The following is an 11,935-nucleotide window of genomic DNA, read 5'->3' as shown; positions in this document are numbered from 1 at the left end:
AAGGAGCCCTCTCTTGCAGCTTGTAGCTTACAACTCGAAACTGCCGTTATTTTTTATCACGGCGCTTCTTGTCGGCCTTCTTGTGGTGAGTCATCAAACGACGCTTCTTGTTCACCTGACGGTCAGTCAGCGTGTTCTTGTTGCCTTCGTATGGGTTCTCGCCACCCTTGAACTCGATACGGATCGGCGTACCGACCAGTTTCAAGACACGGCGGTAGGTGTTTTCCAGGTAACGCACATAGGACTTGGGCACCTTCTCGATCTGGTTACCGTGGATCACGATAATCGGCGGGTTGGCACCACCCAAGTGGGCGTAACGCAGTTTGATCCGGCGGTTGTTGACCATCGGTGGTGCGTGCTCGCCCACCGCGTCTTCAAGGATCTGGGTGAGACGGTTGGTCGGCCAGCGGGTGACCGCAGACTTGAACGAGTTCTGTACGGACGCGTAGAGGTTGCCCACGCCGGTGCCGTGCAGTGCCGAGATAAAGTGGATATCGGCGAACTCGACGAAGAACAACCGACGCTGCAGCTCGATCTTGACGAAATCGCGCTCGCTCGGCGTCATGCCGTCCCACTTGTTGATCGCGATGACCAGGGCACGACCGGCTTCCAGGGCAAAGCCCAGCAAGTTGAGGTCGTGGTCCACCACGCCTTCGCGGGCGTCCATCACGAAGATCACCACGTTGGCGTCTTTGATCGCCTGCAGGGTTTTGACCACCGAGAACTTTTCAACTTCTTCGTGGATCTTGCCGCGCTTGCGCACACCGGCGGTGTCGATCAGCGTGTACTTTTCCTCGTTGCGTTCGAACGGGATGTAGATGCTGTCGCGAGTGGTACCGGGTTGGTCGTAGACGATAACGCGGTCTTCACCGAGCATACGGTTGACCAGGGTCGACTTGCCGACGTTCGGGCGGCCGATGATAGCGATCTTGATACCGTCTTTTTCGCTCGGGCCAGGAATGCGCTTGGCTTCCTCGCCTTCAGCGACGATCTCTTCCTCGCCCTCTTCTTCCTCGACATCATCCTTTGGGAAGTCGCGCAGGGCGATTTCCAGCATCTGGGTGATGCCGCGGCCGTGAGCACCGGCGACCGGAATCGCATCGCCCAGGCCCATCGGGCTGAATTCGGCACGGGCGGCCTCAGGATCGATGTTGTCGATCTTGTTGGCGACCAGATAGGAACGCTTGTTGCGCTTGCGCAGGTGCTCGCCAATCATCTGGTCAGCGGCGGTATAGCCCGCGCGGGCGTCCACCAGGAACAGCACCACATCGGCTTCTTCGATAGCGAGCAACGACTGCTCGGCCATCTTTTCGTCCATGCCATGCTCGTCACCGGAGATACCACCGGTGTCGACAATAATGTAGGAGCGCCCTTGCCACTTTGCCTCACCGTATTGGCGATCACGGGTCAGACCGGACAAGTCGCCGACAATGGCGTCGCGAGTCCTGGTCAGGCGGTTGAACAAGGTGGACTTGCCGACGTTAGGTCGGCCCACCAGGGCGATTACGGGAACCATGCGGCTCTCCACTTCGTTATTTCAGAAAATACAAAAGCCGCTGCAGGGCAGCGGCTGGTGCTCGGGGCGGCATTTAACATGCCACATGCCCTGCTTCTGCCCCCGCCACTGTAGGAGCGAGCTTGCTCGCGAAAAAACCGAGAACGACGCGTTTATGCAGAAAACCCGCGTTATCGTTGACGTCCTTCGCGAGCAAGCTCGCTCCTACAGCAACAGGCATTGAAACAGGGCCGCCTGGGGGTTACCCCAAGCATAGTCAAACCTTTACTTGATGGTCAGGGCTTCCAGCTTGCCGCCGTTGCCATACACATAAAGCATGTTACCCACCACCAGCGGACGCGCACGCAGGCCGTCGCTGTCGATACGCTGGCGACCAACAAAGCGACCATCCACTTGGCTCAGCAGGTGCAGGTAACCTTCGAAGTCACCCACCGCTACGTAGCTGGAAAAGACTTCCGGTGCCGACAGTTGACGGCGAGCCAGGGAGTCATTGCTCCACAGTGCAGTGGTGGAACGCTCATCCACACTTTCAACGGTGCCGGATGCTAGGCTCACATAGACGCTGCCAAACCCTTGGGCGACACCCGCATAGCTGGAGGCATCACGCTGCCAGTTGATGCGACCGCTTTGCAGGTCCAGCGCGGCAACACGCCCCTGGTAGGTGGCGACGTAGAGGGTTTCACCCGACAGCAGCAAGCCGCCGTCGATGTCTACAACGCGATCCAGTTCGGAACGACCTTGCGGGATGGCCACACGAGTTTCCCAGGCCGGCACGCCGTTCTGGGTATTCAGGGCAACCACTTTACCGGTCGACAGGCCAGCAACGGCCAGGTTGTTGGTCACAATCGGACCACTGGTACCGCGCAGGGTCAACACCGCAGGGGTGCTGTCGTACAACCAGCGTTGGTCCCCGGTGGAGGCTTCCAGGCCGATCACGCGGTCGTCCTGGGTTTGCACCACGACGATATCGCCGTTGGTCGCCGGCGCCGAGAGCACTTCACTGGTCACGCGAGCGCGCCACTTCTCTTCACCGGTGCTGGAGTCCAGCGCGACCACGTCACCCTTGAGAGTACCGATCAGCACCATGCCGTAGCCGACGCCCACACCGCCGGAAACCGGCAGTTCGAGGTCTTTCTTCCACTTGACGTCGCCGTTCATGCGATCCATGGCAACCACGACGCCAGTGGAATCAGTAGCCACGATGTTGTCGCCGTCAATCGCGGGCTGCAACAGGTTGTAGAGGTCGCCCTGCCCATCACCAATGGATTGGCTCCATTGTTTTTGCAGGACCACTTCTTCCTTGAAGCTGGTCAGCTCGGCAGGAGGCAGTTCTTTTTTGCTGTTGCTGCTGCAACCCGCGGCCAAAACGGCCAGAGCCAGCAATGCTGCATGTTTCCAACGGATCACGTCACGCATCCCCTTTGGCCAAGTCGTCGAGCTTGATTTGTAAGCCACCGACCGCCGCTTCATCAGACAGCGCCGCCTTGGCTTTTTGGTACGCAGCATGGGCTTCGTCGGTACGACCCAATTGGACCAACAGGTCGCCCTTGAGCTCTTCGCGAGTGGCCACGAATGCCTTGTCAGCATCGCCGTCGAGCAGTTTGAGTGCTTCGTCAGCCTTGTTCTGCGCCGCCAATACCTGTGCCAGGCGCTGACGTGCGATTTCACCCAGGGTCGGGTTGGTCGGCTTGTCGGCAATGGCCTTCAGCTCGGTGGCGGCGTCATCCAGCTTGCCGGTATCGACCGCGACTTTAGCGACGAACAGGCTGCCGTATTGGGCGTAGGTGCTACCGCCGAATTCGTTTTTCAGCTTGCCGGCCAGGTCTGCCACCTGCGCAGGGTCAGGCTTGCCGTCCGGCGTCAGGGTAGTTTCCAGCAATTGCTGATAAACGATCGAAGCGCCCTGGGATTGGTTGGCCTGATACTTGGTCCAGGCTTGCCAGCCGAACACCACCACTAAAGCCAGCAGGCCGCCAGTGACCAGGGGCTTGCCGTTACGCTGCCACCAGTCCTTGAACTCGGCCAGTTGCTCATCATCAGTACTCGACACCCCAATACTCCTTAATCGCTAAATTCGGCTGTTCGACAGCTTCAACCCTGCACGACGCAGGTGGCCAAGTGCGCAGCGAGCGCATCAAAGGCAATGTTCTGTTGTTCACCCTGGCCACGCAGGGGTTTGAAACCTACCACTTGCTGGGCCAGCTCGTCATCGCCGAGGATCAGTGCGTAAAGCGCACCGCTCTTGTCGGCCTTCTTGAACTGGCTCTTGAAGCTACCAGCGCCGGCATTGATCTGCAGGCGCAGGTTGGGCAACTGGTCACGTACTTTTTCGCTCAAGGCCAGGGCCGCCAGTTCGGCAGCCTCGCCGAAGGCGCACAGGTACACGTCCACCTGACGGGAAATTTCTTCCGGGACCTGCTCCAGGGTTTCCAGTAGCAGGATCAGCCGCTCGATGCCCATGGCAAAGCCTACGCCCGTGGTCGGCTTGCCGCCCATTTGCTCGACCAGGCCGTCGTAGCGACCACCGGCGCACACGGTGCCCTGGGCGCCGAGCTTGTCGGTGACCCACTCGAACACGGTCTTGCTGTAGTAGTCGAGGCCACGCACCAGCTTGGGGTTGATCACGTAGGGAATACCGGCTGCATCCAGACGCGCCTTGAGGCCCTCGAAATGCACCCGGGACTCGTCGTCCAGGTAATCAGCCATTTTCGGCGCATCGACCAGCACGGCCTGGGTGTCGGCGTTCTTGGTATCCAGGACGCGCAACGGGTTGGTTTTCAGACGGCGTTGGCTGTCTTCGTCCAGCTTGTCCAGGTGGGCCGACAGGTACTCGACCAGGGCTTCGCGATAGCGACCCCGGGACTCGCTGGTGCCCAGGCTGTTGAGTTCAAGCTTGACCGCATCGCGGATGCCCAGTTGGCCCCACAGGCGCCAGGTCAGCACGATCAGCTCGGCGTCGATGTCCGGCCCGTCCAGGTTGAACACTTCGCAGCCGATCTGGTGGAACTGGCGGTAACGGCCTTTCTGCGGGCGCTCGTGGCGGAACATCGGGCCGATGTACCACAGCTTCTGGGTCTGGCCACCACCAGTGATGCCATGTTCCAGTACGGCGCGAACGCACGCGGCAGTGCCTTCCGGGCGCAGGGTCAGGGAGTCGCCGTTACGGTCTTCAAAGGTGTACATCTCTTTTTCGACGATGTCGGTCACTTCACCGATGGAGCGCTTGAACAGCTCGGTGAACTCGACGATCGGCATGCGGATCTGCTTGTAACCGTAGTTATCCAGCAGGCGCGCGACAGTGCTTTCGAAGTAGCGCCACAGTGGCGTCTGCTCCGGCAGGATGTCGTTCATGCCACGAATGGCTTGCAGAGACTTGCTCACATCAGATCCTTAAATTCGTTCAATCAGCCGCGAGCGATCAGCGCTGCGTCAGCGGCGACCTTCTCGGCCGCTTTCTCGCGGATCAGCTTTTCCAGCTCATCCACCAGATTGTCATTCGTTAGCTTCTGCGACGGTTTGCCGTCGATGTAAATCAGGTTCGGTGTGCCACCCGTCAGGCCCACGTGGGCCTCTTTGGCCTCACCCGGCCCGTTGACCACACAACCGATCACTGCGACATCCAGCGGCACCAGCAGGTCTTCCAGGCGCAACTCCAGGTCGTTCATGGTTTTCACCACGTCGAAGTTCTGCCGCGAGCAGCTCGGGCAGGCGATGAAGTTGATACCACGGGAACGCAAACGTAGGGACTTGAGAATGTCGTAGCCGACCTTCACTTCCTCTACGGGGTCTGCCGCCAGGGAGATGCGGATAGTATCGCCAATCCCTTCGGCGAGTAGCATACCGAGACCCACAGCAGATTTCACTGTGCCTGAGCGCAAACCGCCCGCTTCAGTGATACCCAGGTGCAGCGGTTGCACGATTTCCTTGGCCAGCAGGCGATAGGCTTCTACGGCCATGAACACGTCCGAGGCCTTTACGCTGACCTTGAAGTCCTGGAAGTTCAGGCGTTCAAGGTGTTCAACGTGGCGCAGTGCCGACTCAACCAGCGCCGCCGGAGTGGGCTCGCCGTATTTCTTTTGCAGGTCTTTTTCCAGGGAGCCGGCGTTGACGCCGATGCGGATCGGAATACCGCGATCACGGGCAGCGTCCACCACGGCACGCACGCGGTCTTCACGCCCGATGTTGCCGGGGTTGATACGCAGGCAGTCCACACCCAGTTCGGCCACGCGCAACGCGATCTTGTAGTCGAAGTGAATATCGGCAACCAGTGGGACCTTGACCAACTGCTTGATACGACCAAAGGCCTCGGCTGCGTCCATGTCCGGAACGGACACCCGTACGATGTCCACGCCAGCCGCTTCCAGACGATTGATCTGGGCAACGGTGGCAGCCACATCGTTGGTGTCACTGTTGGTCATGCTCTGCACTGCAATGGGGGCGTCGCCACCCACCGGCACCGAGCCGACCCAGATCTTGCGCGATACGCGACGTTTGATTGGAGATTCGCCGTGCATGACTATTGTCCCAACTTGAGGCGAGCAGTCTCGCCACTGGTGAACGGCGCCACGTCTACAGGCTGGCCGTTGTAGGCCACTTGCGCGCCACGGGCAAAGCCCAGACGCAGCGTCAAAGGAGGCTTGCCGCCCTGGTCAAGCGTATCTCCCTTACGCTTCAAACCGCTAAACAGCACTTTGCCGTTGCCATCGGTGACCTGCGTCCAGCAGTCAGCGATGAAGGTAATTTGTACGCGCCCATCACCGGCGATCAATGCCGGGGTGGTGGGAGGCGACATCGCCGGCGCTGCGGGTGCGGCTGGCGCAGGGGTCGCAGGTGCAGGCGTCGGAACCGCCGGAGCCTGGGCCACGGGTGCGGCCGGAGCGGTCGGAACAGCCGGAGCCGGTACCGCAGCAGGGGTCGTGCCGGCGTCTGGCGCGGGTTGTTCGGCAGTGGCCGGCGCTTGCGGCGCAGCTTGCCCCTCTACCACGGCCTGGTCTTCCGGCTCGTCCAGGGGGTGAATCTGGGTGGTGCCGTCGGCGCTTTCGACTTCGACATGTTCCATGGCGTTGCTGGTCAGGTCTTTGTTGCGCTGGGAGGTCTGGTCTTGCCACCAGACAAAACCGCCGCCGACCACGGCAATCAGCAACAACAGGCTGACAATCCGCAAAATGGTATGGGAAACGCGCGTAGGCTCTTCGATGCGCCCCAACCCATGGACATTACTGCCCTGGGCATCGGTGCCGGTGAACTGGTCGAACTCCTGGACCAGCACGGCCTGGTCGATACCCAGCAATTTTGCATAAGCGCGGATATAGCCGCGGGCAAAAGTGTGCCCAGGCAGCTTGTCGAACGCGCCGGCTTCCAGATTGGCCAACGAGGTACTGGTCAAATTGAGCTTGAGGGCCACTTCAGCCAGCGACCAACCATTGCTTTCGCGGGCCTGGCGCAAGGTTTCGCCTGGGTTGACGCGATTAGCTGCTACATCTTCCGGGTGCGCGGCTTTCATCATTGCTCCGACAGGTATTGCTGATATTCCGGCGTACCGGGATAGAGTCGTTCGAGTTGCTGGCCAAAACGTGCGGCCGTGTCGTGTTCTTCATGAACCGTCGCCAGGCGCACACCGAGCAATAGACTACGTGCATTTTGCCCGCTGAGCAGGCTAAAACGCTCGTAATAGTCACGTGCTGGCACATAATGCCTATCTTCGTAAGACAACTCAGCCATTTCGAGCAATGCCCGTGGCTGGCGACTGTTCAGGTGCAGGGCTTTTTCCAACTGCTGGCGAGCGCTGTCGCGCTGACCGAGGCGCATCGAGGTCACACCGAGGTTCTCGAACACCCGCGAACGCTGCGGGTAGAGGGTATCGGCGGCGGCTTGCTGAAAATAACGTGACGCCAGGTCGTACCGTTGCTGCTCGAACAGGAAACTGCCGTAGTTGTTCAGCAGCCGCGGATCGGCAGGGCGGGAGGCCAGGGCCTTGTGGAAATAGCGGTCGGCCAGCTCGGGCTCGGCCTGAGCCTGAAACACCAAAGCCAGCGCGGCGTTGGCATCGGCATCATCGGCGTCCAGCTCAAGGGCCTTTTTCAACGGCACCTTGGCCTGCTCGCTCATGCCTTGGCGCAGATACCCCAAACCCAGTTGCACATAGGCAACTCGCGCCTCATCACGGCCTTTATCAGTGCGCAACGGGCTGTCATGACCCGATGAAACGCAACCGGCCACGAGGCCGGTAAACAGTAAAAGCAGCGCAAGGCGCAAGGGCATAGAGATCCTCTCTCAGATTCGATTCACAGCGATTTGCGGCAAATCTTCAGCGGCGTTAAGTTCGCGCACGGCGATATAACGTTCACTGCGGCGGGTGCGGTCCATCACCTGCCCTACCAATTGGCCACACGCGGCATCGATGTCTTCACCACGAGTGGTTCGCACAGTGACGTTATAGCCGGCCTGGTGCAGTTGATCCTGAAAACGACGGATGGCGTTGTTGCTCGGCCGCTCGTAGCCAGAATGAGGAAACGGGTTGAACGGGATCAAGTTGATCTTGCACGGGGTGTCCTTGAGCAATTCGATCATCTCGACCGCGTGCTCCAGCTTGTCGTTGACGTCCTTGAGCATGGTGTACTCAATGGTCAGCACACGCTTCTCACCCAGGGTCGCCATATAACGCTGGCACGATTCGAGCAGCATCTTAAGCGGATATTTCTTGTTGATCGGCACCAATTGGTTACGCAATGCGTCATTAGGTGCGTGCAGCGACAACGCGAGGGAGACGTCGATGTGCTTGGCCAGCTCATCGATCATCGGTACCACGCCGGAGGTCGACAGGGTCACACGGCGCTTGGAGATGCCGTAGCCCAGGTCGTCCATCATAAGGTGCATGGCCGCAATCACGTTGTCGAAGTTCAGCAGCGGCTCCCCCATGCCCATCATCACCACGTTGGTGATGGCACGGTCGACGGTCGCCGGGACGCTGCCAAAGGATTTGTTAGCAATCCACACCTGGCCGATGACTTCGGCGGCGGTGAGGTTGCTATTGAAGCCTTGCTTGCCGGTGGAGCAGAAACTGCAGTCCAGGGCACAGCCTGCCTGGGACGAAACGCACAAAGTGCCACGTTTGCCCTGGGGAATGTACACGGTCTCGACACAGCTGCCGGACGCCACGCGCACTACCCACTTACGGGTACCGTCGCTGGAAATGTCCTCGCTGACCACTTCGGGACCACGCACCTCGGCAATGGCCTTGAGCTTGTCGCGCAGGGCCTTGCTGACGTTCGTCATGGCGTCGAAATCGTCGACGCCAAAGTGGTGAATCCACTTCATTACCTGACCGGCACGGAAACGCTTCTCCCCGATTGAGTCGAAGAATTTCTCCATTTCCGGCTGAGTCAGACCCAGCAGGTTGGTTTTAACAGTCGATGTAGTCATGGATTCACCCTCACTCTTTAAGCCGATGCTTAGCGAGCGGTTACTTCAGTAGCAGCGAAAAAGTACGAGATTTCGCGAGCAGCAGCAGCTTCGGAGTCCGAGCCGTGAACAGCGTTGGCGTCGATGGATTCAGCGAAGTCAGCACGGATGGTGCCAGCAGCAGCTTCTTTAGGGTTGGTAGCGCCCATCAGCTCACGGTTCAGAGCGATAGCGTTTTCGCCTTCCAGAACCTGGACAACAACAGGACCGGAGATCATGAAGGCAACCAGGTCGCCGAAGAAGCCACGAGCGCTGTGCTCAGCGTAGAAGCCTTCAGCTTCAGCCTTGGACAGTTGCTTGAGTTTCGAAGCTACAACCTTCAGGCCGGCTTTTTCGAAACGAGTGGTGATCTCGCCGATGACGTTTTTTGCAACAGCGTCAGGCTTGATGATGGAGAAAGTACGTTGAACAGCCATGGTGTAACTCCAGAAACGGTAATTTACGAAAAATTAAACCCGCGAATTATACGCGGGTTATTGGGTATTGCCTAACTGCGTAAAAAGGCGGCTCAGTCTGCTTCTTCGATCCACAGGCCTTGAATCGCCTCAAGGACCTTTTCGCCACCCCGGTCAGGGATGTCGTCAAAATCCGGCAGTGCCATTACGAGGTCGCGCAGCTTGACGAAGTTCACGGTAAGAGGATTGACCTCAGGATGAGCTTCAGCAAGTTGTATAGCGATTTCTTGTACATCAACCCATTTCAGGCTCATGACATTTCCTTGAATCAATGCGGCGCTTCGGCTGCATGGTTGAGCGAATATTTCGGGATTTCGACGGTGAGGTCTTCAGTCCCCACTTTCGCCTGACAACTCAGGCGCGACGTCGGCTCCAGGCCCCACGCCCGATCAAGATAGTCTTCTTCCAGGTCGTCAGCCTCATTTAGGCTGTCGAAACCTTTACGAATGATGCAGTGACAGGTGGTGCAGGCATTGACGCCGCCACAGGCACTTTCGATCTCGATGTGGTTGTCATGGGCGACGTCTAGCAGGGACTTGCCGGTCTCAGCCTCCACGACCATGCCCTCAGGGCAATGTTCGGCGTGCGGTAGAAAAGTGACCTGCGGCATCAGTTATTCCTCAATTTCATTCAGGTTGCGGCCCGCCAGCGCGGCTTTAACCGTCTGATCCATACGGCGGGCGGCAAAGGCATCAGTCACTTGCGACAGGCGCTTGGTCTGTTGCTCGATGGCGTAACCATCGTTGCCTTTCATCAGTTCGGCCAGTTCCTGCATCTGCAGGTCAATGACCATGCGTTCTTCGGCATCCAGCAAGCGCTCGCCGTCGGCTTCAAGGGCGCCCTGCACCGCTTCGAGCAGGCGCTGGGCATCCACTTGTTGCTCGCGCAATACGCGGGCGACCTTGTCGTCACCGGCATACTGGAACGAATCCTTGAGCATCTTGGCGATTTCGCCATCGGTGAGGCCGTAGGACGGCTTGACCTGGATGCTGGCTTCAACGCCAGACGCCAGTTCGCGCGCAGCGACACTGAGCAGGCCATCGGCATCGACCTGGAAGGTCACGCGAATTTTCGCCGCGCCCGCCACCATGGCCGGGATGCCACGCAATTCAAAACGCGCCAGGGAGCGGCAGTCGCTGATCAGCTCACGCTCACCTTGCAGCACATGAATCATCATGGCCGTCTGGCCATCTTTGTATGTAGTGAAATCCTGGGCGCGAGCAACGGGGATGGTGGTGTTGCGCGGGATCACCTTCTCCATCAGGCCGCCCATGGTTTCCAGGCCCAGGGACAATGGGATCACGTCGAGCAAAAGCAATTCGCCGCCATCACGTTTGTTACCAGCCAGGGTATCGGCCTGGATGGCAGCGCCGATGGCGACGACTTGATCCGGGTCGATTTCGGTCAGTGGTTGGCGCCCAAAGGCTTCGGCTACCGCTTCACGCACGCGCGGCACGCGGGTGGAACCACCTACCATGACCACTGCGCCAACGTCTTCCAACTCGATACCGGAATCACGCACAGCACGACGGCAGGCTTTGAGGCTGCGGGCAACCATCGGCTCGATCAGCGTATCAAAGGCTTCGCGAGTCAGTGGCGCCGACCAGTTACCGTAGCAAACATCAACAGAAGCAGCGTCAGTCAGCGCCTCTTTGGCCGCACAGGCAGTTTGCAGCAGGTTGCGCTGCGCGCCTGGGTCCAGGTCGGCCGACAAGCCGGCACTGCTGATGATCCAGCCAGCGATGGCGTGATCGAAATCATCGCCGCCCAGAGCGCTGTCGCCGCCGGTCGCGAGCACTTCAAACACACCGCCGGTCAGGCGCAGGATCGAAATATCGAAGGTACCGCCGCCCAGATCATAAATAGCGACCAGGCCTTCAGCGTGCTGATCCAGGCCATAGGCCACAGCCGCAGCGGTCGGTTCGTTGAGCAGGCGCAGCACATTCAGGCCGGCCAGCTTCGCCGCGTCCTTGGTGGCTTGACGCTGGGCGTCATCGAAATACGCCGGCACGGTGATAACCGCCCCTACCAGCTCACCACCCAAGGTGTTTTCCGCACGCTGGCGCAGCACCTTGAGGATATCGGCCGACACTTCCACCGGGCTCTTGGGCCCTTGGACAGTGTCGATGAACGGCATATGGGACTCGCCGCCGACAAAGCGGTACGGCAATTGGTCACCCAATTGCTTGACGTCGGACAACCCACGACCCATCAAGCGCTTGACCGACAACACCGTGTTCAAGGGGTCTGCGGACGCGGCGAGCTTGGCCGATTCGCCCACTTCAGTGCGGTCGGCGTGATAACGCACGGCAGACGGCAGGATCACCTGCCCATCGGCGTCGGGCAGCGGTTCGGACAGGCCGCTGCGCAAGGCAGCAACCAGGGAATTGGTGGTGCCCAGGTCAATCCCGACCGCCAGGCGACGCTGGTGCGGTTGAGGGCTTTGGCCGGGTTCGGCGATTTGCAGTAGAGCCATGGTAATCAGGTCTTATCTGTCTATCAG

General features: G+C 59.4%; 12 protein-coding genes. All 12 read right to left on the bottom strand.

Features of this window, described 5'->3' with window-relative positions; genetic code table 11:
- Positions 1-46: 46 nt before the first annotated feature.
- The 12 genes from der to hscA all read right to left on the bottom strand — a co-directional run bounded on the left by der (position 47) and on the right by hscA (position 11,908).
- On the bottom strand, positions 47-1,516 hold the full coding sequence (der, locus tag OC445_RS12545; RefSeq protein ID WP_016977675.1) for a ribosome biogenesis GTPase Der: 1,470 nt from the start codon (positions 1,514-1,516) through the stop codon (positions 47-49).
- Positions 1,517-1,780: 264 nt separating this feature from the next.
- Positions 1,781-2,932 (bottom strand): outer membrane protein assembly factor BamB, encoded by a 1,152-nt coding sequence (bamB, locus tag OC445_RS12540; RefSeq protein WP_198791540.1) that lies wholly within the window; start codon positions 2,930-2,932, stop codon positions 1,781-1,783.
- Positions 2,925-3,566 (bottom strand): YfgM family protein, encoded by a 642-nt coding sequence (locus tag OC445_RS12535; protein WP_003194010.1) that lies wholly within the window; start codon positions 3,564-3,566, stop codon positions 2,925-2,927. Before OC445_RS12535 ends, bamB begins: the two co-directional genes overlap by 8 nt.
- A gap of 41 nt (positions 3,567-3,607) precedes the next feature.
- Positions 3,608-4,897: a histidine--tRNA ligase gene (gene hisS / locus OC445_RS12530; protein ID WP_034128022.1), complete on the bottom strand. Its 1,290-nt coding sequence runs from the start codon at positions 4,895-4,897 to the stop codon at positions 3,608-3,610.
- Between the two features lie 23 nt (positions 4,898-4,920).
- Positions 4,921-6,030 (bottom strand): flavodoxin-dependent (E)-4-hydroxy-3-methylbut-2-enyl-diphosphate synthase, encoded by a 1,110-nt coding sequence (gene ispG / locus OC445_RS12525; protein WP_003175952.1) that lies wholly within the window; start codon positions 6,028-6,030, stop codon positions 4,921-4,923.
- Between the two features lie 2 nt (positions 6,031-6,032).
- Positions 6,033-7,019 carry a helix-turn-helix domain-containing protein gene (locus OC445_RS12520; protein ID WP_198791541.1) on the bottom strand — a complete coding sequence of 329 codons (987 nt, stop codon included), beginning with the start codon at positions 7,017-7,019 and terminating at the stop codon, positions 6,033-6,035.
- Positions 7,019-7,777, bottom strand: a complete 759-nt coding sequence (gene pilW, locus OC445_RS12515; protein ID WP_034128024.1) for a type IV pilus biogenesis/stability protein PilW — start codon at positions 7,775-7,777, stop codon at positions 7,019-7,021. Before pilW ends, OC445_RS12520 begins: the two co-directional genes overlap by 1 nt.
- A 12-nt stretch (positions 7,778-7,789) precedes the next feature.
- The gene (rlmN, locus tag OC445_RS12510) at positions 7,790-8,938 is read right to left on the bottom strand and encodes a 23S rRNA (adenine(2503)-C(2))-methyltransferase RlmN (protein ID WP_003194014.1); all 1,149 of its coding nucleotides are present in this window, start codon (positions 8,936-8,938) and stop codon (positions 7,790-7,792) included.
- 29 nt (positions 8,939-8,967) lie between these two features.
- Positions 8,968-9,393, bottom strand: coding sequence for a nucleoside-diphosphate kinase (gene ndk, locus OC445_RS12505; protein WP_003175956.1), 426 nt, complete (start codon positions 9,391-9,393; stop codon positions 8,968-8,970).
- A gap of 92 nt (positions 9,394-9,485) precedes the next feature.
- A complete protein-coding gene (gene iscX, locus OC445_RS12500) occupies positions 9,486-9,686 on the bottom strand; it encodes a Fe-S cluster assembly protein IscX (protein WP_034128025.1) in 201 nt (66 codons plus the stop codon).
- A 14-nt stretch (positions 9,687-9,700) separates the two neighbouring features.
- On the bottom strand, positions 9,701-10,042 hold the full coding sequence (fdx, locus tag OC445_RS12495) for an ISC system 2Fe-2S type ferredoxin (RefSeq protein ID WP_032895388.1): 342 nt from the start codon (positions 10,040-10,042) through the stop codon (positions 9,701-9,703).
- A 3-nt stretch (positions 10,043-10,045) separates the two neighbouring features.
- Entirely contained in the window at positions 10,046-11,908 is a 1,863-nt protein-coding gene (hscA, locus tag OC445_RS12490) for a Fe-S protein assembly chaperone HscA (RefSeq protein ID WP_034128026.1), read from the bottom strand.
- Between the last annotated feature and the right edge of the window lie 27 nt (positions 11,909-11,935).

The organism is Pseudomonas sp. Pse35, assembly GCF_024519715.1.
Classification (GTDB): domain Bacteria; phylum Pseudomonadota; class Gammaproteobacteria; order Pseudomonadales; family Pseudomonadaceae; genus Aquipseudomonas; species Aquipseudomonas paracarnis.
The sequence above is the reverse complement of the archived record's forward strand: the minus strand, read 5'-3'. Positions and strand labels throughout refer to the sequence as shown.

Bases quoted from the DNA above. Each gene is read 5' to 3' on its own strand.
- fdx (WP_032895388.1), bottom strand. From the start codon at position 10,042: ATGCCGCAGGTCACTTTTCTACCGCACGCCGAACATTGCCCTGAGGGC.
- hscA (WP_034128026.1), bottom strand. From the start codon at position 11,908: ATGGCTCTACTGCAAATCGCCGAACCCGGCCAAAGCCCTCAACCGCAC.
- pilW (WP_034128024.1), bottom strand. From the start codon at position 7,777: ATGCCCTTGCGCCTTGCGCTGCTTTTACTGTTTACCGGCCTCGTGGCC.
- ndk (WP_003175956.1), bottom strand. From the start codon at position 9,393: ATGGCTGTTCAACGTACTTTCTCCATCATCAAGCCTGACGCTGTTGCA.
- iscX (WP_034128025.1), bottom strand. From the start codon at position 9,686: ATGAGCCTGAAATGGGTTGATGTACAAGAAATCGCTATACAACTTGCT.
- der (WP_016977675.1), bottom strand. From the start codon at position 1,516: ATGGTTCCCGTAATCGCCCTGGTGGGCCGACCTAACGTCGGCAAGTCC.
- bamB (WP_198791540.1), bottom strand. From the start codon at position 2,932: ATGCGTGACGTGATCCGTTGGAAACATGCAGCATTGCTGGCTCTGGCC.
- rlmN (WP_003194014.1), bottom strand. From the start codon at position 8,938: ATGACTACATCGACTGTTAAAACCAACCTGCTGGGTCTGACTCAGCCG.
- ispG (WP_003175952.1), bottom strand. From the start codon at position 6,030: ATGCACGGCGAATCTCCAATCAAACGTCGCGTATCGCGCAAGATCTGG.
- OC445_RS12520 (WP_198791541.1), bottom strand. From the start codon at position 7,019: ATGAAAGCCGCGCACCCGGAAGATGTAGCAGCTAATCGCGTCAACCCA.